This is a genomic window from Micromonospora sp. CNZ296, from assembly GCF_007827635.1.
Map to the genome: position 1 here is coordinate 32,093 of NZ_VISW01000006.1, position 24,511 is coordinate 56,603.

The 24,511-nt window shown below is 72.7% G+C and carries 27 protein-coding genes; 14 read left to right on the forward strand and 13 right to left on the reverse strand.

Going from position 1 to position 24,511, the window contains the following annotated elements; genetic code table 11:
• Positions 1-630, forward strand: coding sequence for an enoyl-CoA hydratase/isomerase family protein (locus tag FB455_RS11985; protein ID WP_145753388.1), 630 nt, complete (start codon positions 1-3; stop codon positions 628-630).
• Between the two features lie 119 nt (positions 631-749).
• Here FB455_RS11985 and FB455_RS11990 read toward each other — a convergent pair whose 3' ends face one another.
• Genes FB455_RS11990 through FB455_RS12000 form a run of 3 tightly spaced genes read right to left on the reverse strand, consistent with a single transcriptional unit; the run spans position 750 to position 2,824 of the window.
• Positions 750-1,169 (reverse strand): GlcG/HbpS family heme-binding protein, encoded by a 420-nt coding sequence (locus tag FB455_RS11990; RefSeq protein WP_145753390.1) that lies wholly within the window; start codon positions 1,167-1,169, stop codon positions 750-752.
• A gap of 40 nt (positions 1,170-1,209) precedes the next feature.
• Complete coding sequence (locus FB455_RS11995; RefSeq protein ID WP_145753392.1) at positions 1,210-2,415, reverse strand: CaiB/BaiF CoA transferase family protein; 1,206 nt, start codon at positions 2,413-2,415, stop codon at positions 1,210-1,212.
• Between the two features lie 46 nt (positions 2,416-2,461).
• Positions 2,462-2,824, reverse strand: coding sequence for a hypothetical protein (locus FB455_RS12000; protein WP_145753394.1), 363 nt, complete (start codon positions 2,822-2,824; stop codon positions 2,462-2,464).
• Between the two features lie 1,162 nt (positions 2,825-3,986).
• Between FB455_RS12000 and FB455_RS12005 the strand changes: the two genes are divergently transcribed.
• From FB455_RS12005 to FB455_RS12065, 13 genes are all read left to right on the forward strand, one after another.
• A complete protein-coding gene (locus FB455_RS12005) occupies positions 3,987-4,415 on the forward strand; it encodes an amidohydrolase family protein (RefSeq protein WP_145753397.1) in 429 nt (142 codons plus the stop codon).
• A gap of 175 nt (positions 4,416-4,590) precedes the next feature.
• Positions 4,591-5,418, forward strand: coding sequence for a substrate-binding domain-containing protein (locus FB455_RS12010; protein WP_145753399.1), 828 nt, complete (start codon positions 4,591-4,593; stop codon positions 5,416-5,418).
• A gap of 53 nt (positions 5,419-5,471) precedes the next feature.
• Positions 5,472-5,798, forward strand: coding sequence for a type 1 periplasmic-binding domain-containing protein (locus FB455_RS12015; protein WP_145753401.1), 327 nt, complete (start codon positions 5,472-5,474; stop codon positions 5,796-5,798).
• A complete protein-coding gene (locus tag FB455_RS12020) occupies positions 5,795-6,571 on the forward strand; it encodes an ATP-binding cassette domain-containing protein (protein ID WP_013286913.1) in 777 nt (258 codons plus the stop codon). Before FB455_RS12015 ends, FB455_RS12020 begins: the two co-directional genes overlap by 4 nt.
• Positions 6,568-7,665: an ABC transporter permease gene (locus FB455_RS12025; protein ID WP_145753403.1), complete on the forward strand. Its 1,098-nt coding sequence runs from the start codon at positions 6,568-6,570 to the stop codon at positions 7,663-7,665. Before FB455_RS12020 ends, FB455_RS12025 begins: the two co-directional genes overlap by 4 nt.
• Positions 7,662-8,702: an amidohydrolase family protein gene (locus tag FB455_RS12030; protein WP_013286911.1), complete on the forward strand. Its 1,041-nt coding sequence runs from the start codon at positions 7,662-7,664 to the stop codon at positions 8,700-8,702. The genes FB455_RS12025 and FB455_RS12030 overlap by 4 nt, the downstream gene beginning before the upstream one ends.
• The gene (locus tag FB455_RS12035; RefSeq protein ID WP_013286910.1) at positions 8,692-8,991 is read left to right on the forward strand and encodes a NifU family protein; all 300 of its coding nucleotides are present in this window, start codon (positions 8,692-8,694) and stop codon (positions 8,989-8,991) included. The genes FB455_RS12030 and FB455_RS12035 overlap by 11 nt, the downstream gene beginning before the upstream one ends.
• The gene (locus FB455_RS12040) at positions 8,988-10,196 is read left to right on the forward strand and encodes a CaiB/BaiF CoA transferase family protein (RefSeq protein WP_013286909.1); all 1,209 of its coding nucleotides are present in this window, start codon (positions 8,988-8,990) and stop codon (positions 10,194-10,196) included. Before FB455_RS12035 ends, FB455_RS12040 begins: the two co-directional genes overlap by 4 nt.
• Positions 10,197-10,206: 10 nt before the next feature.
• Positions 10,207-10,638 carry a GlcG/HbpS family heme-binding protein gene (locus FB455_RS12045; protein ID WP_013286908.1) on the forward strand — a complete coding sequence of 144 codons (432 nt, stop codon included), beginning with the start codon at positions 10,207-10,209 and terminating at the stop codon, positions 10,636-10,638.
• Complete coding sequence (locus FB455_RS12050) at positions 10,635-11,519, forward strand: hydroxymethylglutaryl-CoA lyase (RefSeq protein ID WP_145753405.1); 885 nt, start codon at positions 10,635-10,637, stop codon at positions 11,517-11,519. Before FB455_RS12045 ends, FB455_RS12050 begins: the two co-directional genes overlap by 4 nt.
• On the forward strand, positions 11,516-12,670 hold the full coding sequence (locus tag FB455_RS12055; protein ID WP_030268391.1) for a CaiB/BaiF CoA transferase family protein: 1,155 nt from the start codon (positions 11,516-11,518) through the stop codon (positions 12,668-12,670). The genes FB455_RS12050 and FB455_RS12055 overlap by 4 nt, the downstream gene beginning before the upstream one ends.
• Positions 12,667-13,416 carry an SDR family NAD(P)-dependent oxidoreductase gene (locus tag FB455_RS12060; protein ID WP_013286905.1) on the forward strand — a complete coding sequence of 250 codons (750 nt, stop codon included), beginning with the start codon at positions 12,667-12,669 and terminating at the stop codon, positions 13,414-13,416. Before FB455_RS12055 ends, FB455_RS12060 begins: the two co-directional genes overlap by 4 nt.
• 29 nt (positions 13,417-13,445) lie before the next feature.
• Entirely contained in the window at positions 13,446-14,081 is a 636-nt protein-coding gene (locus FB455_RS12065; RefSeq protein WP_013286904.1) for a GntR family transcriptional regulator, read from the forward strand.
• A 58-nt stretch (positions 14,082-14,139) separates the two neighbouring features.
• On the opposite strand, the gene FB455_RS12070 is transcribed toward FB455_RS12065, so the two are convergent.
• The 10 genes from FB455_RS12070 to FB455_RS12115 are packed head-to-tail and all read right to left on the reverse strand — an operon-like array spanning position 14,140 to position 24,489.
• Positions 14,140-15,000 (reverse strand): HpcH/HpaI aldolase/citrate lyase family protein, encoded by an 861-nt coding sequence (locus tag FB455_RS12070; RefSeq protein ID WP_145753407.1) that lies wholly within the window; start codon positions 14,998-15,000, stop codon positions 14,140-14,142.
• 12 nt (positions 15,001-15,012) lie between these two features.
• Positions 15,013-16,476, reverse strand: a complete 1,464-nt coding sequence (locus FB455_RS12075) for a dihydroorotase (protein ID WP_030268395.1) — start codon at positions 16,474-16,476, stop codon at positions 15,013-15,015.
• Between the two features lie 22 nt (positions 16,477-16,498).
• Positions 16,499-17,905, reverse strand: coding sequence for an MmgE/PrpD family protein (locus FB455_RS12080; RefSeq protein WP_013476392.1), 1,407 nt, complete (start codon positions 17,903-17,905; stop codon positions 16,499-16,501).
• Complete coding sequence (locus tag FB455_RS12085) at positions 17,898-18,737, reverse strand: cyclase family protein (RefSeq protein WP_013286900.1); 840 nt, start codon at positions 18,735-18,737, stop codon at positions 17,898-17,900. The genes FB455_RS12080 and FB455_RS12085 overlap by 8 nt, the downstream gene beginning before the upstream one ends.
• Positions 18,738-18,768: 31 nt before the next feature.
• Complete coding sequence (locus FB455_RS12090) at positions 18,769-19,968, reverse strand: CaiB/BaiF CoA transferase family protein (protein WP_013286899.1); 1,200 nt, start codon at positions 19,966-19,968, stop codon at positions 18,769-18,771.
• Positions 19,961-20,818, reverse strand: a complete 858-nt coding sequence (locus tag FB455_RS12095; RefSeq protein WP_071094529.1) for an IclR family transcriptional regulator — start codon at positions 20,816-20,818, stop codon at positions 19,961-19,963. Before FB455_RS12095 ends, FB455_RS12090 begins: the two co-directional genes overlap by 8 nt.
• A gap of 45 nt (positions 20,819-20,863) precedes the next feature.
• Positions 20,864-21,853 carry an EamA family transporter gene (locus FB455_RS12100; protein ID WP_091327054.1) on the reverse strand — a complete coding sequence of 330 codons (990 nt, stop codon included), beginning with the start codon at positions 21,851-21,853 and terminating at the stop codon, positions 20,864-20,866.
• Positions 21,840-22,304, reverse strand: a complete 465-nt coding sequence (locus FB455_RS12105; protein ID WP_047892865.1) for an Ohr family peroxiredoxin — start codon at positions 22,302-22,304, stop codon at positions 21,840-21,842. Before FB455_RS12105 ends, FB455_RS12100 begins: the two co-directional genes overlap by 14 nt.
• A complete protein-coding gene (locus tag FB455_RS12110) occupies positions 22,301-23,128 on the reverse strand; it encodes an alpha/beta fold hydrolase (protein WP_013286895.1) in 828 nt (275 codons plus the stop codon). Before FB455_RS12110 ends, FB455_RS12105 begins: the two co-directional genes overlap by 4 nt.
• Positions 23,125-24,489 (reverse strand): M20/M25/M40 family metallo-hydrolase, encoded by a 1,365-nt coding sequence (locus FB455_RS12115; RefSeq protein WP_013286894.1) that lies wholly within the window; start codon positions 24,487-24,489, stop codon positions 23,125-23,127. Before FB455_RS12115 ends, FB455_RS12110 begins: the two co-directional genes overlap by 4 nt.
• Positions 24,490-24,511 lie beyond the last annotated feature (22 nt).

Here is a 24,511-nt window from a genome sequence, read left to right on the forward strand (position 1 = left end):
GTGACGCAGGTACACGAGGCCACCGACCCGGGCGCGGGCGAACGGCTCGGCCCGGCCGCCCGGGCCGCCCTGCTCGACGCGCTCAAGCGCCACGCCCGTACGCCGGGGGAGCCGCTGCTGATCCGCGTCGAGGGCGACGCCTGGCGGCACGAGCCCGACGACCTCACCCAGCCGGTGGTCAGCGGACAGCTGCACGAACTCGTGCTGCGGGTGCACGCCGCACCCGGCCCGGTGATCGTCCACGTCGACGGCGCGGTACGCGGACTCGGGCTCGGCCTGGCGCTCGCCGCGGACCTGCGCGTCGCCGCGCCCACCGCCACGTTCGGCACCGGCTCGCCCGCGGCGTTCCTGGCCGGCGGCGCCGGGCGGCTGCTCGCCGGTGTCGCCGGCACCGGCGTGCTGGCGCACCTGGCCTGGACCGGCGCCACGCTCGACGCGGACGAGGCGTTGCGGCACGGGCTGATCGGGTCGGTGTCGGCCGACCCGGACGCCGGGGCCGCGCTCGCCGCACGGGTCGCCATGATCGGCGCGGGCCCGGCGTCGGCGCTCGCCCGCGCGCTGCGCGGCCGGGACCGGCCGGAGCTGACCGCCGCGCTCGACTACGAGTCCTGGCTGGCCGGCGTCGGGTGAGCCGGTCGCGCCGGCGCGCCCCGGCCGTTCCGCCCCGGCGGGACCAGCCGGGGCGGGCCGGGCGGGCGCCGGCACGGGACCGAGGGCGGGGTAACCCGAGCCCCGTGCCGGCGGCCGGGTCACGCGACGGCGTCCAGCCCGGCCCGCGCGACCTCCATGTCCTGCGTGTAGTGCCCGCCGCTGACCCCGATACCGCCGATCACCGCGCCGTCCGCGGTGATCGGGTAGCCGCCGCCGAACACCACCAGCCGGTCGATGCCCGTGGTCGCGCCGGTGGCCAGCGGCGCGTCGTCCTTGATGAAGTCGTACCAGCCGTCGGTGGGCATGCCGAAGCCCGCCGCCGTGTACGCCTTGTCCTGCGCGACCTGCACCGACAGCAGCGCCGCGCCGTCCATCCGGGCGAACGCCTTCAGCACGCCGCTCTCGTCGACGACGGCGATGACGCACGGCAGCGTCATCTGCTCGGCCTTGGCGATCGCGGCGGCGAGGATCCGCTGCGCGGCGCCGATCGTGACCGACGTCTTGGTGAAGTTGTCCATGAGGGGTTCCTTCCGTGGTGGTGGGTGGGGTGGGCAGGGCTCAGACGACGCCGGCGGCGCGCAGGCGGGAGATCTCGTCGCCGTCGAGTCCGGCGACGTCGCGGAGCACCTCGTCGGTGTGCTCGCCCAGCTCGGGCCCGACGCGGCGGATGCCGCCGGGCGTCGCGGTCAGCTTCGGCACGACGTTCTGCATCGGGAACTCGCCGAGGTCCGGATGCTCCAGCCGGACGATCGCCTCCCGGGCGGCGAAGTGCGGGTCGGTGAGCATCTCCTTGGCGGTGTAGATCCGCCCGGCCGGCACACCGTGGCGGTGCAGCAGCTCCAGCAGCTCGTCACCGGCGTATCCGGCGCACCACTTGGCGATCAGCTCGTCCAGCTCGTGCTGGTGCCGGCCGCGGTCGGTGTGCCCGGCGAACCGCGGGTCGGCGGCCAGTTCCGGCTGCGCCATCGCCTCGGCCAGCCGCCGGAACACGGTGTCCTGGTTCGCCGCGATCACCACCATGCCGCCGTCGGAGGCGACGTAGACGTTGCTCGGCGCGATGTTCGGCAGGATCGAGCCGGTGCGTTCCCTGATGTAGCCGCCGATCGCGTACTCCGGCACCAGCGACTCCATCAGCGCGAGCACCGACTCGTAGATGGCGCTGTCGACGATCTGGCCCCGGCCGGTCGCCTCGGCCACCCGCAGCGCGCCCATCGCGCCCACGGCGGCGAACGTGCCGGCCAGCGAGTCGCCGATGCTGATGCCGACCCGGCTGGGCAGCGAATCGGGATCGCCTGTGGTGTAGCGGATGCCGCCCATCGCCTCGCCGATCGAGCCGTACCCGGCGCGTTCGGCGTACGGCCCGGACTGCCCGTACGCGGACACCCGCACGATCACCAGCCGCGGGTTGATGTCCCACAGCACGTCCGGGCCGACGCCCCAGCGCTCCAGCGTGCCGGGCCGGAAGTTCTCCACCAGGACGTCGGCCTCGGCGGCGAGCCGGCGCAGCACCTCCTGCCCCTCCGGGACGCGCAGGTTGAGGGTGACCGAGCGCTTGTTGCGGCCGAGCACCGGGAACCACAGCGACTTGCCGTACGGCCGCTCGCGTCCCCACTCGCGCATCGGGTCGCCCCGCCCCGGCTCCTCCAGTTTGATCACGTCGGCGCCCAGGTCGCCGAGGATCTGGCCGCAGAACGGCCCGGCCAGCAGGACCCCGGCTTCGATCACGCGCAAGCCGGACAACGGGCCGCGGGCATAGTCGTTCATGTCGTCCCTGTTCTCTCGTCGGTCGTCTCGTTGGTGCGGGCGGAGGTCAGGCCGGCACGGCGTGCGGGCGGGCCTCCGGCTCGGGTTCCGGCTCGGGGGAGTGCCGCTGGGTGCGCTGGCGGATCCAGCCGAGCGACACCGCGCCGAGCAGCGTGACGCCGAGCAGGATGTCGCCCAGCGGCAGCGGCATGCCGCGCAGCCGGAAGATGTTCAGCACGATGCTCAGCGAGAGCAGGCTGAGGAACGCGGTCATCGGGCTCCCGTGCCCGCCGCCGGCGAGCCGGAACCCGGCGATCAGCAGCGCGCCGTAGACGTACAGTTCGGTGCCCTCGCCGAGGGTGATCGCCGAGGCGCCGGTGCGCATCACCTGGACGCAGCCGGCCACCGCCGCGGCGGTGCTGGTCAGCACGAACAGCGCCACTGCCCCGGCGGCCGGTGAGCGCCATCCCGCCGAGCAGCAGGATCGAGATCACCCGGAACTCGGTACCCGGGGTCAGCGTGGACCGGACGATGTCGTTCTGGGACGCGAGGACCAGCCCGGCGAGGCCGGCGACCAGCCCGCAGGACACCAGCGCGCCGGCCTGGATCCGGTCCGGCCGCAGGCCGCGCACGATCAGCGCCGCGTTCACGATGCCGATGAGCGTGCCGAACACCAGCACCGCCACCAGCACCACGGCGAACGGCGCGCCGTCGGTCAGCAGCTGGGCGGCGATCAGCGCGGCGGCCACAGCGGTCACGCCGACGGACAGGTCGAACTCGGCACCGCTGAGCATCACCAGGCTGACGCCGACGACCAGGACGCCGATGAACGCCATGTTGAAGGCCACCGCGATGACGGTCTGGTGGGACAGGAAGGCCGGCGACTTCACGGCGTGGCCAGCACCAGCGCGACCCAGAGCGCGGCCAGGGCGAGGGTGTCGCCGTGGCCGCGGAGCACGGGGAGAACCGTGCTCCGCCGGACGGCCGCCTGCGGGGCAGACACGGACATGGTCAGGTGTAGCCCTCGTACCAGAACGGGGTCGAGCCGCCGAGGCCGGCGGCGCTCGACGTCCCCGGGACGAGGGACTGTCGCTGCCTGCTCTGTCATGGCGAGAGAGTCAAGCAATGTATGCAATCACTGTCAAGGATTCTCCGCGAGGCGGTGGCTGCCGTGGTCGCCGCCGGGTCTCATTCGACCCGGCGTGTCGAGAAAATCGGGAAAACTACCAGGTGAAGACGCTGCTGGCGGCATGTGCCGGCCGATCTCACTGACCACGAGACAGTCTTGACCGCTCCGGGCTGCGCACCTATGTTGTGTACATTCTCGGGCCGCTGGTGGCCGCGATCACATACCGCGCAACGCCCCGACGAGCGGCCGCGCCCGTCCACCACCTCGTCGCGCTCCCGTCGACAGGAGAACGGAGTTGACATGATCAATGGGATGGTCGTGGTGGACGGTGTCGTCCACGGGTACGACTTCCGGCCCGGGAACCGGGCGCCGCACTGCTCCCAGGCCGCGTACGACGGCATGGTGAACGCGCTGTACCGCATCGGCCACACCCCACCCGAACATCTGGGCGACGATCGAGTCGGTGTCGAACATGATCGTGCGCAAGCCGCGCCGGTTCGCCGAGATCGTCGGCATGCTCATGATGCACGGCGGCACGGATCGCATCATGTTCGCCACCGGCGTGCCGTCCGCGCACCCGCAGCCGATCATCGACGCCTTGACGGATCTCGAGATGCCCCGGGATCTGCTGGACGGGTGGGGCTTCCCGGAGTTCACCCCGGACGTGTTCGCCAAGCTGATGGGCGGCAACGCGTTGCGCCTGCACGGCCTGGGCGGGGAGAAGGTGCGCGCGGATGATGACCGAGCACGGCCGGGCGGTCCTGCGCTTCGGGCGTTCCGCGGCGTCCGTCCGCTGACCCGTACCCCGCGAGCCTCACGTCGGAAAAATACAATTTCTCCGCCCGGTCGGGGCGAACGCGCCTCCCTCGTGGGCTGGAGAAACGCTCTCTAACAGGGCTTATGTTTCAGCATTGTGAACTATTGACTGTCGATGTTGATCGTGTTGGACTGCGATTGCATGCAACCCGAAGCGCCCGTCACGCGCCGGGTTTGTTTTCGCCCCTCCCTGCGCCGACTCATCGATTCGCTTCTTTTCGACGACTGCCACCCACCGAGGGAGTAGCACCGTGACACACACTTTCGGAGCCCGCCGGCTCCGCGCCGCCGCCGCCGCATTCGGGGCGGCCGCCCTTCTGCTCACCACCGCCGCCTGCGGATCGGGTGCGGAGAGCACCGCCTCCGACACGCCCGCAGCGGTCAACGACGAGTACACCGAGACGGCCCGCAAGCTGATCGCCGCCGGCACCGGCGGAATGCTCTACTTCGAGGGCAAGGAAGCCGACATCACCCTCGACAAGATCAAGGTCTACGAGGACTGGTCCGGGCCGACGACGTCGGTGAAGCCGCCGGCGAACGGCAAGCTCAACATCATCGTCTGCAAGATCGGCACCTCCTGCGAGGAGGTCGGCAAGCGGGCCACCGCCATCGCCGAGAAGCTCGGCTGGAGCGCCGAGATCCTGGACGGGCAGGGCACCCCGGAGGGCTACCAGAAGGCGCTTGCCACCGCCGCCGCCAACAAGCCCACCGCCGTCATCACCGTCGCCATCCCGGAGAATCAGGTCGCCGACGGCATCGCCGAGCTGCAGAAGGCGAAGATCCCGGTCGTGGGCGTCTCCGCCGTCGCCGAGGGCGGCGCGGTCGGCTACGACGCGCACGTGTCCAGCCGGGAGACGTTCCAGGCGGTGCTGGCCACGGCCAAGGCCGTCGCCGACTCCAACGGCAAGGCCAAGGTCGTCTTCCTCTGGGACGTCGGCTACCCGCACCTGGTCGAGGCGCTCAACGCCAGCAAGCGCGTGCTCGCCGGCTGCACCGGCTGCGAGCTGCTGGAGGTCCGCGAGCGCACGCTGGCGCAGGCGGTCGACCCGATCGAGATGCAGAACTCACCACCTCGCTGATCCAGAAGCACGGCGACAAGCTGCAGTACATCCTCACCCCGTACGGCAACGGCGTGGAGTCCGTCATCGCCGCCATCCGGGCCGCCGGCCGCAACGACATCAAGGTGCTGTCGAAGAACGCCGAGCCGGAGCGGCTGGGCAGCGTCGCAGCCGGTGACCAGCTCGCCGACTTCGGCGCCATCCGCGGCTGGAACGCCTACGCCGCCATCGACCAGGTGGGCCGGCTGGCCGCCGGTCAGCCCGCGCTGCCCGACGCCGAGCAGGGCATCCCGGCCACAGTCTTCGACAAGTCGAACGCCCCCAAGGACGGCGCGGTCGACTGGAACAGCTACGTGAACTACGCCGAGCGCTACGAGAAGATGTGGAGCGAGGCCCGATGAGTGCCGCCCCGGTGCTGGAGGCGGTGGGCGTCAGCAAGTCCTACGGCCGGGTACGCGCCGTCACCGACGTCTCCTTCGACGTACGCCCGGGCGAGATCCTGGGCGTCGTCGGGGACAACGGCGCCGGCAAGTCCACGCTGATGAGCATGGTCAGCGGCGCGCTGGCGCCGGACACCGGCCGCCTGCGGGTGGCCGGCCGGGACCTGACGCCGCACACCATCGGCGCGGCCCGGTCCGCCGGGATCGAGATGATCTACCAGGATCTCGGGCTCTCCGACAACCTGAGCATCGTCGAGAACGTCTTCCTCGGCCGCGAGTGGACCGGCGGTGTACGCGGCCTGCCCGTGCTGCGCAAGCGGGCGATGCGCGAGCGTACCCGGACGGTGCTGGAGGAGCTGGGCATCGACCTGCACGACATGAACGTGCTGGTCGAGGGGCTCTCCGGCGGGCAGCGGCAGATGGTCGCCATCGCCCGCGCGCTGGTCACCGAGAACGAGCCGCGCGTGATGGTGATGGACGAGCCGACCGCGGCGCTCGGCACCACCGAGTCCGACGGCGTCAACGCGCTGATCCGCCGGCTGCGCGACCGCGGCTACGCGGTCATCGTGATCAGCCACCGGATCCCGGAGATCCTGTCGATGGCCGACCGGCTGCTGGTGATGAAGGGCGGCCGCAACGTCTACCACGGCCCCACCGAGGGGCTCGACGTCGAACGGTGCGTGCAGCTGATCGTCGCGGGCACGCTCGCCACGGCGGGGGAGGCGGTCCGATGACCGCCGCCACCACGAAGACGCCCCCGGGCGGCGGCCGCACCGTCATCAAGCAGAGCGCCGACCGGTCCCGCGCCGGGGCCGGGGAGCGGGCGGTCGAGGGGGTGAGCCGGTTCGGGCTGCTCGGCATGCTCGTCCTGGTGATCGCGGTCTTCTCCGCGCTCACCCCGGACACGTACTTCACCACCACCAACTTCCGGCTGATCCTGGTCAACCAGACAGTGACGGTGATCGTGGCGATGGCCGCCACGCTGCCGTTGCTGGCGCACTATCTGGACGCGTCGGTCGGCCCGATGCTGGGCCTGGCACAGGGCGTGAGCATCTGGCTGATCGCGGTGCAGGGCGTGCCGATCTGGCTGGCCCTGCTCGCGGTGCTCGCCGTCGGCGTCGCGGTCGGCCTGCTCAACAGCCTGCTGGTGCTGAAGTTCGGCATGAGTTCGATCATCGCCACGCTCGCCGTGGGCAGCCTGCTGATGGGTCTGCTCTACATGGTCACCGGCGGCCGGGTGCTGTACCAGAACGTGCCGCCGGCGTTCACCGAGATCGCCCGCGGCGACCTGGGCGGCGTCCCGCTGCCGCTGATCTACCTCGTGGTGCTGGTGCTGGCGCTGGAGTTCATCGTCGTCTGGACGCCCTTCGGGCAGCGGCTCTACGCGATGGACGGCAACCTGCGCGGCGCCGCCCGGGCCGGCATCGACGTCCGCAGCTACACCGTCCGGGCGTTCGTCGGCGCGGCGGTGCTCGCCTCGCTGGCCGGCGTGCTGCTGGCCTCGCGGATCGGCTCGGCCCAGCCGACGGTCGGCGAACAGTTCCTGCTGCCGGCCTTCGCCGCGGCCTTCCTCGGCGCCGCCGCGCTGCGACCAGGCCGGGTCAACATCCTCGGCACCGTGATCGCCGCGTACTTCATCACCTTCACCATCGCCGGTCTGCAACACCTCGGCGCCGCGACCTGGATCGAGCGCGTCTTCAACGGCCTCGCCGTGATCACCGGCGTATCGGTCGCCGCGTGGTCGGTGCGCCGCCGCCGCCAGCTCGCGGTCCGGCACGTCGAACGCCTGGAGAACGACACCACCCCGAAGGGACGTCCCACCCCATGAAGAACGGCTTCTTCGTCCTCGACAACGCCATCCACATGTACAAGCTCACCGACGAGAACATCGACTTCAACCACGGCGGCAAGAAGTCGACGAACGCGCTCGTCGAGTACGCCCGCAAGTACTCCGCGCCGGGCTACCCGTACGACGACATCTCCGGCCGCGAACTGTCGGTCGAGGACGCGTACCGGCTGATGTTCGAGGAGTCCGACACCGACATGGCGATGGCCCAGACGGTGCCCAGCCACGGCGGCTGGAAGCTGGGGTTCTCGCCGGCGGAGAACAACTACAAGCTCAAGGAGGCGTACCCGGATCGGGTGCTGTTCTGCGGCGGCGTCGACCCGATCACGCACGGCCGCTACGGCGCGGTGACCGAGATGATCCGCCAGATCGAGGAGTGGGGCGCCACCAGCTTCAAGTTCTACCAGGCGCACTCCGGCGGCCTGTCCTGGAAGATCGACGACCGGCAGGTCGCGTACCCGCTGTGGGAGACCGCCCTCGAACACGGCGTGACGAACGTGCAGTTCCACAAGGGCCTGGCGTTCAACACACAGCACATCGCCGACCTGGCCCCGTACGACCTGGAGCGCGCGGCGCAGGACTTCCCCGAGATGACGTTCATCGTGCACCACCTCGGCGAGCCGTTCATCAACGAGACGATCAACATCGCGGCCCGGTACGAGAACATCCACCTCGCGCTGACCGCCTGGATCAACCAGTACCCGGTCGCGCCGCGCGCCGCGCTGCACGCCATCGGCAAGTGCCTGCTGCACGTCGGCCCGGACCGGCTGCTCTGGGGCTCCGAGGCGTTCGTCTGGCCGAAGGTGCAGGCGTACATCGACCTGTTCGCCGAGATGCGCATGCCGGAGGACCTCCAGGACGGCTACGGCTACCCGGAGCTGACCGACGAGATCAAGGAGAAGATCTTCGGCCTGAACTTCGCCCGGGTGCTCGGCATCGACGTGAAGGCCAAGAAGAAGGAGCTGTACGGCAAGAGCGGCAAGAAGTCCGCGAAGAAGGGCCGTAAGGATGGGCGCTGACAAGAGGGCGAAGGCCGCCGACCGCGCGCTCGACGGCAAGGTACGCCAGCTCGTCGAGGCGCACGGCGGCGGCGTCACAGTCGACGTGGACGCCGACGGCGACGCCCGGGTGACGTTCCACGGCCGCTGCGCCGCCTGCCCGTCGGCGCCGGTCACCATGGGCTCCCTGGTCCGCCCGGCGCTGCTGAAGATCGAGGGCGTCCGGTCGGTGACCCGGGCGGGCGCGGTCTCCCGGTTCGCCGAGGCCCGCATCGAGAAGATGTTCGGACTGTCGGAGCCGGCCGGATGACCGACGGCTTTCCCGACGGGCCGCTGACCGGGGTACGCGTGGTGGAGGCCGGCGTGCTGCTGGCCGGGCCGTTCTGCGCGCAACTGCTCGGCGACTTCGGCGCTGAGGTGATCAAGGTCGAGCAGCCGGACGGCGGCGACCCGATGCGGCAGTGGGGGCGGGAGAAGCCGCACGGCAAGTCGCTGTGGTTCCCGGTGGTGGCCCGCAACAAGAAGTCGGTCACCTGCAACCTGCGGATGCCCGAGGGACAGCAGCTCATGCGCGACCTGCTCGCCGGCGCCGACGTGTTCGTGGAGAACTTCCGCCCGGGCACGCTGGAACGCTGGGGACTCGCGCCGGAGGAGCTGCACCGGATCAACCCACGGCTCGTCGTCGTGCGGGTCACCGCGTTCGGGCAGGACGGCCCGTACGCGTCCCGGGCCGGCTACGGCTCGATCGGCGAGGCGATGGGCGGGATCCGGCACGTCACCGGCGACCCGTCCACGCCGCCGAGCCGCATCGGCGTGAGCCTCGGCGACTCGCTGGCCGGCACGTTCGCCGCGCTCGGCGCCATGATGGCGTTGCGGGTGGCGACCAGCACCGGCCAGGGCCAGGTGGTGGACAGCGCCATCTACGAGTCGGTGCTGGCGCTGATGGAGTCGCTGGTGCCGGAGTACGCGCTCACCGGCTACATCAGGGAGCGGACCGGCTCGATCCTGCCCAACGTGGCGCCGAGCAACGCGTACCCGACGCGCGACGGCGCCACAGTGCTGATCGCCGCGAACCAGGACACGGTGTTCCGCCGCCTGGCGGCGGTGATGGGCCGCCCGGACCTGGCCGACGACCCCCGGTACGCCACCCACGCCGCCCGCGGCGCGCACCAGGCCGAACTGGACGACCTGATCGCGGCGTGGACCGTCACGTTCGAACCGGCCGCGCTGCTGCGGCTGCTGCATCTGGGCGGCGTACCGGCCGGGTCGGTCTACACCGCCCGGGAGATGCTGACCGACGAGCACTTCGCCGCGCGCGAGGCGATCGTCGAACTCGACCACCCGGAGATGGGCGCGTTCCCGATGCAGAATGTCGCGCCCCGGCTGTCCCGCACCCCGGGCCGGCTGCGTTCGGTGGGCCCCCGGCTGGGCGAGCACACCGACGAGGTCCTGCGCCAGGTGCTGCGCCTGGCCGACGACCGGATCACCGAACTGCGCGCCGCCGGCGCGATCTGAGGAGGCAGTCATGGCGAAGAACCCGTACGTGGTGAAGAAGCGCTCGATCTCCGCGCCGGCCGCGCGGGCGATGGTGGCCGCCGCCGTCGCCCGCGCCGAGGAGATGGGCTTCGCGGTCACCGTCGCGGTGTGCGACGAGAGCGGCGTGCTGAAGGCGTACGAGCGGATGGACGGCGCGCCGCTGGTGAGCGTCCAGCTGGCGCAGGACAAGGCGTACACGGCAGTCGGTTTCGGGCTCAGCAGCGACGGCTGGTACGACTTCATCAAGGACGACGGGCCGCTGGCGATGGGCGCCCCGCCCGCGATCGACCGGCTGGTGACCTTCGGCGGCGGCTATCCGGTGAAGGTCGACGACGTGCTGGTCGGCGGCATCGGGGTCAGCGGCGGCCACTACACGCAGGACATGGAGGTCGCGCAGGCCGGACTGAAGGCGCTGTCTTGAACGTCGAGATCGTCGAGGTCGGCCCCCGGGACGGCCTCCAGAACCACCCGGCGGAGCTGACCACCGGGCAGAAGGCCGAACTGGTACGCCGGGCCGTCGCGGCGGGCAGCCGGCGGGTCGAGGTGACGAGCTTCGTCAACCCGGCGAAGGTGCCGAAGCTCGCCGACGCCGACGCGCTGGCGGCACTGGTCCGCGACGAGCCGGGCCTGGCCTCGATCGGCCTGGTGATGAGCGGCCGCGGCCTGGACCGGGCGGTCGCCGCCGGCGTCACCGAGGTCAACTTCGTGGTCGTCGCCACCGACACGTTCTGCCGGCGCAACCAGGGCACGATCACCGCCGAGGCGGTGGCGCAGGTGCGGCGGCTGCTGCCCCGCGCCCGCGAGCAGGGGCTGCGCGCGTCGGTCACGGTCGGTGCCGCGTTCGGCTGCCCGTTCGAGGGGGAGACGCCGCCGGAGCGCGTGCTGCGCGTCGTCGACGACCTGGCACCGGTGGCACCGGACGAGGTGGCGCTCGCCGACACCATCGGCGTGGCCGTGCCGTCCCAGGTGGAGCGCCTGTTCACCGCCGTACGCGAGCGCACCGGGGCGAGCCTGCGCGGGCACTTCCACAACACCCGCAACCTGGGCCTGGCGAACGTCCTGGCCGCCGTCGGGGCCGGGGCGCGGGCGATCGACGCCAGCGTCGGCGGCATCGGCGGCTGCCCGTTCGCGCCGGCCGCCACCGGCAACGTGGCCACCGAGGACGTGGTGTACGCGTTGGAACGCTCCGGGACAGCCACCGGCGTGTCGCAGGAGGCGGCGATCGGGAACGCCAGGTGGCTGGGCGAGGTGTTCGGCGCCGAGCTGCCGGGCATGCTGAGCCGGGCCGGTGGCTTCCCGTGACCGGGCCGCTGACCGGACTCCGGGTGCTGGACCTGACCAGCACGTTCTCCGGCCCGTACTGCACGCTGATGCTGGCCGACCTCGGCGCCGAGGTGATCAAGGTGGAGCCGCCGGGCGGCGACATCGCCCGCCAGCTCGGCGCCGCCCGCACCCCCGGCATGGCGGCGGTGTTCCTCAACATGAACCGGGGCAAGAAGAGCGTCCTGCTGGACCTCAAGGCGCCCGCCGACCGGGCCGCGTTCGACCGGCTCGTGCCGACGGTGGACGTGCTGGTGCACAACATGCGCCCGGCCGCCGCGGCCCGGCTCGCGCTCACCTACGACGACGTACGCGCGCTGCACCCGGCGATCGTCTACTGCGCGATCCCGGGCTTCCGCGGCACCGGCCGGCACGCCGACCGGCCCGCCTACGACGACGTGATCCAGGGCGCCTCCGGCATCGCCCGGCTCCAGAGCGTCAACCAGGACCAGCCCGGGTACGTCGTCACACCGCTCGCCGACAAGATCACCGGGCTCACCGCGTCCACCGCCGTGCTCGCCGCGCTGCGGCACCGCGACGCCACCGGCGAGGGGCAGCGCGTCGAGGTGCCGATGTACGACACGATGGTCGCCTTCGGCCTGCTCGAACAGCTCGACGGCTGGACGTTCGACCCGCCCACCGGGCCGCCGCTCTACCCGCGTACCGCCGCGCCGAACCGCCGCCCGTACGCCACCGCCGACGGGCACCTGTGCGTGCTGATCTACACCGGCCGGCAGTGGGAGCGGTTCCTCACCCTGGTCGGGCGCGCCGACCTGCTGCGCCACCCCGACTACGACACCGTCGGCAAGCGGATCGCCAACGCCGACGGGCTCTACCGGGTGGTCGCCGAGGTGCTGCTCGGGCGTACCACGGCCGAGTGGCTGGCGGAGCTGTCCGCGATCGACGTGCCGTGCGCGCCGCTGGCCGGCTACGAGGAGATCCTCCGCGAGGAGGAAGAGGCCGGGTCCGGCCTGGTGTCGATCGTCGAGCATCCGGTGGCCGGGCGGCTGCGCAGCGTCGCCTCGCCGATCGTCATGTCGGGATCGCCGTTGCCGGCCGGCCGGCTCGCACCGACGCTCGGCGAGCACACCGACGAGGTGCTCGCCGACGGCACCGAGGGGAGAAGCGGATGAGGGGCAGGGTCGCCGTCGTCACCGGCGCCGGATCGGGGATCGGGCTCGCCGTGGCCCGCCGGCTGGCCGACGAGGGCGCCGAGGTGGTCTCCGCCGATCTGGACGTCTCCGCCTGCGTGGGCGTCCCGGTCACCGCCGACCTGGGCACCCCGGCCGGCGTCGCCGCCGTCGTGCGGGAGGTGACCAGCCGGTACGGCGGCGCGGACGTGCTCGTCAACAACGTGGCGCTCGCGCCGTACCGGGACGCGTTCACCGACATCGACGACGCCGCCTGGCAGCGCACCTGGGACGTGAACGTGATGTCCTGCGTGCGCCTGTGCCGCGCGCTCGTGCCGCTCATGGTCGAGCGGGGCGGCGGCAGCGTGGTCACCATCGGCTCCGAGGCGGCGCGGCACCCCAAGCCGCACATGCTCGACTACGCGGTCAGCAAGGCCGCGCTGCTCAGCCTCGCCAAGGGCCTGGCCCTGGAGTACGGCTCCCGGGGCGTACGGGTGAACACCGTCGCGCCCGGCCCGACCCGGACCGCGACCATGGACGCCTACCTGGAGTCGGTCGCGCTCCGGCTCGGCATCGACGTCTCCGCCGCCGCCGACCACGTCGTGCACGAGCTGCGCCGGCTGCCGCTGGGCCGGATGAACGAGCCGGAGGACGTCGCCGAGGTGGTGCTCTTCCTGGCCGGGGACCGGTCCCGGCAAGTGACCGGCTCGGAGTACGCCGTCAACGGCGGTTCCACCGCGTCGATGTAGGTTCACCATCGGTGAACAGAGGGGGACGCATGGGCCGGGCCACGCAGTCGGCGTACGAGTCGATCAAGACGCGCATCCTCGGTGGGGCGTACGAGCCGGGGAAGAAGCTCTCCGAGGAGGATCTCGCCGCCGCGGTGGGGGTGAGCCGCACTCCGGTACGGGAGGCGCTGCGCCGGCTGCACGCCGAGGGCCTGGTGGACTGGGAGGCCAACCGGGGCGCCACCGTCCCGGCCTGGCGGGAGCAGGACCTGGAGGAGATCTTCGAGCTGCGTGCCCTGCTGGAGGGGTACGGCGCCGAGCTGGCCGCGACCCGGATCACGCCGGAGGAGATCGCCCGGCTGCGCGAGCTGTGCGCCGAGATGGAGGGCTACGCGGCCGGTCAGCGGCGGGACCGGGCGGACCGGATCGCGGTCTGCAACGCGCAGTTCCACGAGATCATCCTGGGCGCCGGGCGGAACCGCCGGTTGAGCGCGCTGCTCGGGGCGGTGGTGCAGACGCCGCTGGTGAACCGCACGTTCCGCCGGTACGACGAGGCGGCGATGGCGCGCAGCATGTCGCACCACCGGGAGCTGATCGACGCGTTCGAGGCGCGCGACCGGGCCTGGGCCGGCTCGGTGATGCGGGCGCACATCCTGGCTGCCCGCGCCACGCTCGGCACGCCCTGACCCACGCCGGGCCGGGCCACGTCGTACCCGCCGACGGTCCCCGGCCCGGCGTCACGTGTCACCCCGCGGACGCCTCGGCGCGGCGTACCACCTCGGCGGCGGCCCGTACCACCGCCCGGTCCAGCAGCCGCCCGCCGGCGTCGGTGGCCACCCCGGAGCCGCCGCGTTCGGCCCGCTCCAGCGCCTCCAGCACGGCCCGCGCCGAGGCCACCTCGGCCTCGGTGGGGCTGAACACCTCGTTGACCGTCGCGATCTGCCCGGGGTGGATGGCGCTGCGCGCCCGGAAGCCCTGCCGCAGCAGCGCCCGGGTGGTCTGCTCCAGCCGCTCCGGGTCGCGCAGCGTCGTCTCCACCGGTCCCACCGGCGGGGTGATGCCGGCGGCTGCCGACGCGACCACGACCTGGGAACGGATCGGCGCGAACTCCGCCCGCTCCGGCCCGGGCTGCAACCCCAGCTCACCGGCGAGGTCCGCCTCGCCGAGGCCGAGCCGCAGCACCCGCGCTGCGGCGGCCACCTGCGGCGCGGTGAGCACGCCCCGGGCGGTCTCGATCAGCGCCACCACCCGGAACGCCGGGGCGTCCGGGCCGAGCCGCCGCTGCACCCGGGTCAGCGCGGCGTCGACCTCGGCGAGCAGTTCCGGCTCGGCCTTCGGCACCCACACCCCGGCCGCGGCGGGGGAGAGCACCTCGACGTCCGCCTCGACCTGGTCGCTGTTGATCCGCACCCACAGCTCCGGGCCGGCCGGCGCGGCGGCGCCCAGGTACCCGGCGACCGTCTCCCGGGCCTGCGCCTTGCGGGCCGGCGTGACCGCGTCCTCCAGGTCGAGCACGAGCGCGTCCGCGCCGCGCCCGGCCGCCTTGTCCAGCAGGTCCGCCCGGTCGCCCGGCACGTACAGGTAACTGCGCGCCACCGCCGCCATCAGTCGTTCCCCCTACCGCTGCGGGCGGGCGAGGTAGCGGCCGGCCGGCTCGCCGGTCACCTTGCCGTCGACGAGCACGTGCTGCCCGCGGACGAAGGTGTCGGTGACCCGTGCGGTCAGCTCGAAGCCCTCGAACGGCGTGTACTCCTGCGTCGACTCGGAGTCCTCGGCGCGCACCGTCCAGGTCGAGTCCGGGTCGACCAGGCAGATGTCGGCGTCGTACCCCTGCAGCAGCGCGCCCTTGTTGCGCAGGCCGAAGCGCTGGGCCGGGTTCCACGAGGTCAGCTCCGCCACCCGCTGGTACGACAGGCCACGCCGGTTGCCCTCGGTGACCAGGCCGGGCAGCAGGTACTCGGCGCCGCCGAAGCCGGACTTGGCGACGAAGATGTCGTCGCGCGGCTCACCGAACTTGACCTCGTCCTTGCAGCAGGCGTGGTCGCTGACCACCCAGTCGATCTTGCCGTCCAGGACGTACCCCCAGAGCGCCTCGACGTCGGCGCGCGGGCGCAGCGGCGGGTTGACCTTGCCGCCCAGGCCGTGCGCGGTGTCGATGTCGGCGACCAGGTGGCCGATGGTCACCTCGCGGCGGAAGTCGATGTGCGGGAACGCCCGCGCCATCCGCAGCGCCGCGTCGACAGCCTTCTCCGAGGTCAGGTGCAGCAGGTTGATCTTCGGCAGACCGGTCTCGTGCGCCAGGTACGACGCGATCGACACGGCCAGTCCCTCGGAGTGCGGCGGCCGCGAGGCGTGGTACGCCTCCAGCCCGCGCAGCGTGCCGTCCTGCTCGACCTGCTTGGTGTACGCGCTCATGATCTCGGCGGTCTCGCAGTGCAGCGACAGCGAGATCTCGTCGGCCAGCTCGGGGAAACGCTCCCGGGCCGCCTGGACGCCCCGCATCACGAACTCGAAGTGGGCGTAGTCGTACCGCTCGCCCTCCGGGATCATGAGGAACGAGTTCTGGTCGGCGGACCGGCCGTGCAGGCCGTGGCTGCCGTAGAACATGAAGATCTTGAATGAGGTGACGCCGTGCTCCTCGACCAGGGACGGCACCTCGCCGATGTGCTCCCGCGACATCGGCGCCAGGTGGAAGCCGTAGTCGATGTAGGAGCGGCCCTCGGTCGCGGACAGCACCTCGGGGAAGAAGTCGGCGTACCGGCCGCCCCGGTTGAGGTAGTACTGCCCGGTGCGCATGTAGTTCAGCGCCGTGGTGACGCCGCCCTGCACCGAGGCGCGGCTCTCCGAGACGGCGTCCTCGCTCAGCGGGTTGTAGATGCCCCAGTGCTGGTGCGCGTCCACCACGCCGGGGAAGGCGAGCCGGCCGCCGCCGTCGACGACCTGGGCGGCCTCCGCCCGGTCGATCTGCGGGGCGACGCGGCTGATCCGTCCGTCGGTGACGCCGATGTCCATCAGCTCGGGTTCGGGCCGGTCGTGCCGGACCACGCGGACGTTCGTCAGCAGCAGGTCGTAGGTGCTCATGGTGTTGCTCCTCGTGCTCGGTTCAGCGGCGGTTGATCAGGCCCATCAGGCCGTGGACGTCGGGGGCCCGGTCCAGCCGGTGGACCTCCTCGGTGATGCGGTCGGCGGTCGCCTCCGGCAGGGCGGCGGCGTTGGTGCGGAACTTGACCGCCAGTTCGGCGTCGCTGAGCGGACGCTGCGGCCCGCCCCGGTTGGCGAGCACCTCCTGCACCCACTCCCGCCCGTCGCGGGTGACCACCCGCAGCACGGCCGGGAACTGGTGCGGGAAGATCGCGTCGCACCGCTCGTCGCCCACCACGTCGACCAGCGCCATCAGCGCCCGCCGCTGCGGGTCGTGCGCCAGGGCGTCGGTGAAGTCGGCGAGGTCCACGCCGAGACCGCCGCCGCCGATCAGGCCGGCGACCACCGCGTACGGGCCGCTGAACTGCGCCTCGTAGCCGGTCTGCGGCGCCCGCTTGCGCTCGATGGGCTGGCCGATGGTGCGCACCGTCGGCGTCGGCACGCCGAGCGTGATCGACTCGATCTCGTCCAGCGGCAACCCGCGCTCGCGCAGCGCGATCGCCGCGTCGATGGCGGCGTGGGTGAAGTGGTTCGCCGGATACGGCTTGAAGAAGATGCCCGGCACCGCCCAGTCGGTGCCGAGCCCGCGGACGATCTCGTCGCCGTCGAACTCGCCGCGCAGGAACGCCTGGAAGAAGCCGAAGCGTCCCTCCAGCACCGTCGGCGGGCCGGTCACGCCGTGCCGGGCCAGCTGCGCGGCGCTCACCGCCGCGTGCGCCGCCCAGCCGCAGTGGATCCGCTTGACGGTGCCGCCGTTGCGGTTGGACTCGATCAGACCGGCGGCCATCGAGGCGGACACGCCGAGCGCGTCGAGCGCGCCGTCGGCGTCCAGCTTCAGCAGCCGGGCCGCCGCCACCGCACCGCCGAGCGTGCCGCAGATCGAGGTGGCGTGCTGCCCGTGCTCGAAGAAGACGGAGTTGCCGGCGGCCGGGTCGTAACCGGCCATGCCGAGCCGGACGCACACCTCCAGGCCCACGGCGATGGCCGCGACCGTCTCCCGCCCGGACGCCCCGGACGCCTCGGCGGCGGCCAGCGCGGCCGGCACCACCGACGCGCTCGGGTGCAGCACCGACGGCAGGTGCGTGTCGTCGTAGTCGAGCGAGTGCGCCAGCACGCCGTTGGCGAACGCGGCCAGCGCGGCCGGCGCCTTCTCGTCCAGGCCGACGACAGTGGCCTGGCCGCGGCCGCCCTGCTCCTCGACGTAGGCGAGGGCCGCCTGGCTGGTCGGCAGCGGCCGGGCCGCCACGCAGAGGCCGAGCACGTCCAGGACACGGGCCCGGACGCTCGCGACGACCTCGTCGGGCAGCGTCTCGGCGGCGGTGTCGGCGGCGAAGGTGGCCAGGTGGCGGCCCAGGGTCGGCTCAGCCACGGCTGATCACCGCCAGCGGGCGCACCGGGGAGCCGGTGGCGCCGTACAGCGGCAGCGGCGCCATGACGAATGTGAACTCGTGCACCTCGTCGCGGGCCAGCTCCTCCAGCGCCATCGTCTCGATCAGGTAGACGCCGTGCTCGACCAGCAGGATCCGGTGGGCCGGCAGCGAGCTGTGGCCCTTGCCCGGCGGCAGGCACTCGAAGGCGATGGTGTCCGCGCCGGCGGCGTGCACCTGCCGCTGCGCCAGCCACGTCGCGCCGTCCGCGCCGACCCCCGGCACGCCGGAGTCCTTGCCGACGTACACGCCGCGGTCCTCGTGGTCGAACAGCCGGCCCCACCCGCTGCGGATGAGCACGACGTCGCCCGGGCCCACCGGCGTGCCCTGCCGGGACACCGTGGCGTCCAGGTCGGCGGGGGTGATCTCGTAGCCGGGCTCGCAGGCCTCCACGCCCAGCGCGGCGGGCACGTCCAGCAGCACGCCCCGGCGGACCATCGGCGCGACGGTGTGCACGCCCAGTTCGTCGAACCGGCCGCCGACCTGCGCGTCGGCGGCGTCGGCGCCGCCGTGCAGCCGGCCGTCCTGGGAGACGTGCGCGAGCGCGTCGACGTGCGTGCCGACGTGCGTGCCCATCACCAGCAGGTCGTTGGCGGCGGAGCCGCCGTCGGCGCGCACCATGTCGCCGTGGCGGCGCGGCAGGGTGAGCCCGAACGCCGGGTGGTTCGGTGACTGCGGCATGCCGACGGTCAGCCGCCGGCCCAGGTCGTAGATCGTGACACCGGCCTGCACGGCGTCGAGCAGGCGGTCGGCGGTTCTGGCTGTGGTGCCCACGGGGTTCCTCGCGTTTCGGCTGTCGGCGTCGTCAGGCGACGACGCCACGGGCTTTCAGGTCGGCGATCTCGGCCGGGTCGCAGCCGAGTTCCTCGACGAGCAGGGCGTCGGTGTCGGCGCCGGGGGAGCGTCCGGTGAACCGGATCCGGCCCGGCGTCTCCGACATCCGCCACATGACGTTGTGCATCCGCATCGGGCCGAGGTCGGGATCGTCGACCGTGGTGATCATCTCGGTGGCCCGGACGTGCGGGTCCTCGACGATGTCCTTGGCGCTGTAGACCGGGGCGACAGCGGCACCGGCCTCGGCGAACGCCGCGGCCACCTCGTCGCGGGTCCGCTCGGCGATCCACGACCCCACGTACTCGTCGAGCAGGTCCGCGTGCGCCACCCGCCCGACGCCGGTACGGAACCACGGCTCGTCGATCACCTCGGGGTGGCCCACCAGCCGCAGCACCCGCTCGGCGATGGCCTGGGCGCTGGTGGAGATGGCCACCCACGACCCGTCCTTGGTCTGGTACGTGTTGCGCGGCGCGTTGTTCGTCGAGCGGTTGCCCTGCCGCTGCTCCACCACGCCGAGCTGGTCGTAGACGGTGGGGCCGGGACCGACAGCGGTCATGATCGGCTCCAGCAGGCTCATGTCGACGACCTGGCCCCGGCCGCCGGAGCGCTCCCGGTGCCACAGCGCCATCATCACCGCCGACGAGGTGGCGATGCCGCAGATGCTGTCGGCCAGCCCGAACGCGGGCAGCGTGGGCGGGCCGTCCGCGGTGCCGGTCAGGTGGGCGAACCCGCTCATCGCCTCGGCCAGCGTGCCGAACCCGGCGCGGGAGGCGTACGGGCCGGTCTGCCCGAAGCCGGTGATCCGGGCGATCACCAGACCGGGGTTGACCCGGTGCAGCTCCTCCGGGCCGACACCCCAGCGCTCCAGCGTGCCCGGCCGGAAGTTCTCCACCAGCACGTCGGCCCGCTCGGCCAGCCGCAGCAGCAGCGCCGCGCCCTCCGGCGCGGACAGGTTCAGCCCGACCAGCCGCTTGTTGCGGGAGATCTCCTTCCACCACAGGGGATGGCCGTCCTTGGCCTTGCCGTGGCCGCGCATGCTGTCACCCATGGTCGGGTGCTCGATCTTGATCACGTCGGCGCCGTAGTCGCCGAGGATCTGACAGCACAGCGGCCCGGCGAGGATCGTCGAGACGTCAAGCACCCGCAGGCCCGTCAGCGGTCCGTCACTCACCTGTTCCACCTCCCCAGTTCTGTTCCTGACCCGTCCGCCCGGCGACACGCTGCGCCGGCGGCCGGAAACCCAGTTCGGCGGAGATCTCCGCCGCCGCCGCGGCGACCAGCGCCCCGTGCGCGGCGCACACCTCCGGGGTGAACCGGTTCTGCGGCCCGCACAGCGAGATCGAGCCGAACACCTGCCCGGTCGCGTAGCGCACCGCCGCGGCCACACTTCCCGCGCCGTTCTGCCGCTCGCCCATGCTCACCGCGTACCCCTGACGCCGGATCCGGGCCAGGTCGGCCCGCAGCTTGGCGGTGGAGGTGATGGTGGCCGAGGTGACCGCGTCCAGCGGGTGGTGGCCGAGGTAGTCGTCGACCTCCGCGTCCGGCAGCGCCGCCAGGATCGCCTTCGACGACGACCCGGAGTGCAGCGCGTGGCTGGTGCCCAGGGACACCGACATCCGGACCTCGTGCGGCGACAGCACCTGGTCGATGTAGACGCGTGACCAGCCCTGCCGCACCGACAGCGTGGCGGTCTCGCCGGTGTCGCGCACCAGCCGGACCAGGTAGCGGCGCGCGATGTCCGGCACGTCCAGCGCGCGCAGCGCGGCCAGGCCCACCGCGAGCGCGCCGGTGCCGAGCCGGTACCGCTTGGTCTCCTCGTTGAAGGTGAGGAAGTTGTCGGCCACCAGCTCCTTGAGGATGCGGTGCGCGACCGCCTTCGGCAGACCCAGTTCCCGCGCGATCGTCGACACGCCGAGGGTCTCCGGTGCCCGTTCGGCGATGATGTTGACGATGTCGAGGGCGCGGCCCAGACCGGAACGGGTCCGGCCGGCGGTGCTCTCGACGACCGCTGTCGTGATCATCTCTGTTCCTCCACTGTCGACGTACGTGCGTGGGGTCGCCGGGCGTCAGGCGGGTGCGACGGGGGTCTTCCCGGGCGGGAGGCCGTCGGCCTGCCGGGGTCGCTCCCGCGCGATGACGAGCGCCACCGAGGCGAGCACCACGGCACCGGCGAGCACCTGTCGTCCGGACAACGATTCATCCAGCACCATCATGCCGAGCAGGACCGCCACCACCGGGTTGACGTACGCGTAGGTGGACGCGAGCTGGATCGGCGCGTTGCGCAGCAACCACGTGTAGACGCTGAAGCCGACCACTGTGCACACCAGCATCAGGTAGGTCCACGCCAGCCAGGACCGGCCGGTCACGCCGGCCGGGTCGAACCGTCCCAGCTCACCGCTGACCACGCTCGCCACCGCCACCGCGACGCCGCCGACGAGCATCTGCCAGCCGGTGCCGACCAGATGGTCGGCCGGCATGTGCAGCCGCTGCGACAGCGTCGAGCCCAGCGCCCAGACCATCGTGGAGACCACCAGCAGCAGCATCCCGCCGAGGTGCCATCCCTTCGTCGGCACCGAGAACAGCAGCGCCAGCCCGGCCACCCCGCCCAGTACGCCCACCGCCGCGAGCGCCGACGGCCGTGGACCGACCACCAGCCGCAACACCAGCACCCACAGCGGCATGCCGGCCACCACCAGCGACGTCAGCCCGGTCGGCACGTACTGCTGGCCCAGGGCGAGCAGCGCGCTGCCCGCACCGACCATCAGCAGCCCGCTGGCGCCCACCCCGCCCCACTGCCGCCGGGGCAGCAGCAGCCCGGCCGGTCCCCGGCGCAGCGCCGCCACCGCGAACAGCAGCAGCGCGGCGGCCAGGAACCGGGCCGAGGTGGCGACCAGCGGCGGGATGCTGTCCAGGGCCACCCGGTTGCCCAGGTAGGTCGAGCCCCAGATCAGGTAGACCGCGCCGAGCCCGACGGCCAGGGCCATCGGGCCGGCGGGCCGCTGCGGATCCGCCGGGTGGCGGACCGCTGCGGGCCGGGTCAGGTCAGCGGTGGCCATCGACCCGGATCGCCACCGCGGTGTTGCCCCGCAGGGCGTTCGAGTAGGGACACATCCGGTCGGCCAGCTCCACTGCGCGCTCCAGGTCGGCCTGCGGGCACTGCGGCGCGGACACGTCCAGCACCACGGCGATCGCGTACCGGCCGTCCTCGGTCTGCCCGAGGGAGACCGAGGCGGTGACGGTCGTCGGACCGGGCCGCACGCCGGCTTGCCGGGCGGCGACCGCGAGCGCGCTGTCGAAGCAGGCCGCGTAGCCGGCCGCGAACAGCTCCTCCGGGTCGGTGCCGGGCGCGTCCGGACCCCGCTGGGCGGGACGGGTCAGGTCGACCCGCAGCGACCCGGTCAGCGACCGGGCGCTGCCGCCGCGGCCGCCGGAGACCTCGACTGTGGCGGTGTAGACAGTGTTCGCCGGTACGACCTTCGCCTCGGTCACCGGGGTGCCGGCGCTCATGCCGCCACCTCCCGTCCGAGGTCGGCGTGCACCCGCGCGGCGACCGCGTCGGCGAACGCCTCCGGCTGCTCGTCGGCCACGAAGTCGGTGCCGCCGGGGATGGTGACCAGCTCGGCGCCGGGCAGCGCGGCCCGCACCTGCGGCGTCATCCGGTCCAGCAGGTCGTCGGCGCCGTGCAGCAGCACGATGGGCAGGGCGTCCAGGGCGGCGGTGTCGACGTGGTGGTCGAACACCGCCCGGTACGCGGTCGCGTAGTCCGGTCCGGTCAGCAGGTACTCGGTGACCTGCCGGTCCGCCTCCTCCGGGGTCAGGCGCGGGTACAGGCCGTACACCCGGTCCCAGATCACCTTCAGGTGCCCGCCGTCGCGCGCCGGCACGTAGCCGGGCGCGTACGACCGCTTCTTCTCCGCCCGCTCCTGCTCGTCGTAGAGCGGGATGCCCTGGAGAATCAGCCGGTGCACCCGCTCCGGCGCCGACATCAGCGCCTCCGCGCCGACGATCGCGCCGGTGTGCTGCCCGAGCAGGTGTACCCGGGACAGCCCGAGGGCGTCGGCGAACTGCCACACCCCGGCCGCGTACTCCGGGATGGACCACGGGCGCGGCGGCGCGTCGGACATGCCGAAGCCCGGCGTGTCCGGGGCGATCACCCGCAGGCCGCGGCGGGCCAGCGGCTCGATCACCGCGTCGTAGGTGGCCGAGGAGAGCGGGGACTGGTGCAGGATCAGCAGCACCGGGGCGTCGGCGTCGCCGCCGTGCCGGTAGTGCACCTGACCCCACGGCACGTCGACGTAGGCGCGGCGGGCCACGCCGCGGGCCCGGGTCACTCGGCCACCGCCAGCGCCGCCATGACCTCGATGACGTGCTTGATGCCGGCCTTGTAGTCGTCCAGCCGGATGTTCTCGTTCGGGCCGTCCACACCGGAGTCGGCGCGGGACACGCCGACGCCGACGATCGGCCGGTCGGCGATCACGCCCTGGTTGCCGATCCACTGCGTGTACGGCTCGATCACCGGCTCGGTCCCGTACACCCGGCGGGCCGCGTCGGCGACCAGCGCGACGAACGGGTCGCGGTGGTCGGTGAGGTTGGGCCGGCTGGTCGCCATCACCTCGATGCGCAGGTCACCGAAGCCGGTCGCGGCCAGGTGGTCGCGGATGCAGCCGAGCACCCGGTCCGGGTCCTGGCCCGGCACCAGCCGGATCTCCAGCTTCGCCGAGGCGGTCGACGGGATGCCGAGCGTCACGTCGTCGCGCATGTCGCCGCCGGCGAAACCGGCGACGGTGAGCGTCGGCACGGTACGGATGGCGACCGCGGCGCCCTGGTCGTCCAGGTCACCGGTGAACCGGTCGACCTGGGCCCGCTTGCGCAGGAAGTCCCCGTCGAACGCCACCTTCTCCAGCAGCGCCCGCTCCTCGTCGGTCGGCGGCCGGGCGTCGTCGGCGAAACCGGGGATCGTCACGGTGCCGTCGGGCCGCTGCAACTGCGCCAGGGCGGCGGCCAGCCGGGCCGTGGCAGCCGGCAGCAGCGCGGTGTTCTGGCTGGTGAGGTCGCGCGGCAGGGTCTGCGCGGTGAGGCGCAGGTAGAGCACGCCCTTCTCGGCGAGCTTGAGCAGCAGCCGGTCCTCGCCGTCGAGCCAGGAGTTCTCCCACAGCGCCGCGTCGCTGGCGAGCCGGTCGGCGTGCGCCTCGACGAACGAGCCCAGACCCGGGCTGTGCAGCCACTTCTTGCCCTCGAAGATGATCCGGTTGGTCACCGGCGGGGTCAGCCCGGCCAGCTTCCAGGCCGCCGCCGCGTGGATGCGGGACATGACGACGCCCTTGTCGTCGGCCACGCCCCGGGCGTACAGCCGGCCGTCGTGGATCTCCGCCGCGTACGGCGGGCTGATCCAGACGGCGTCGTCACCGGCCGGCTCGACCTCCACGTCGTAGTGGGTGAAGTGCAGCAGCGCCTTGTCACCCTCGCCCGGCACCTCGGCCAGCACGTACGGGTACGACTGCTCCCACGGGATGATCTCGGCTTCGCCGCCCCAGCGGCGGACCGACCCGGCGATGAACTCGGCGGTGGCCTCCATCTGCTCCGGCTCCTGGCGGCGGCTGCGGATGCGGCACAGCTGCTGGAGCTCCTCGACGAACTCGTCGAAGTGCGCGTCGACGGCCGCAAGCGCGGCCGCGGTATCCGGTTTGGGCATGGTGGTCCTCACAGAAGGGGTC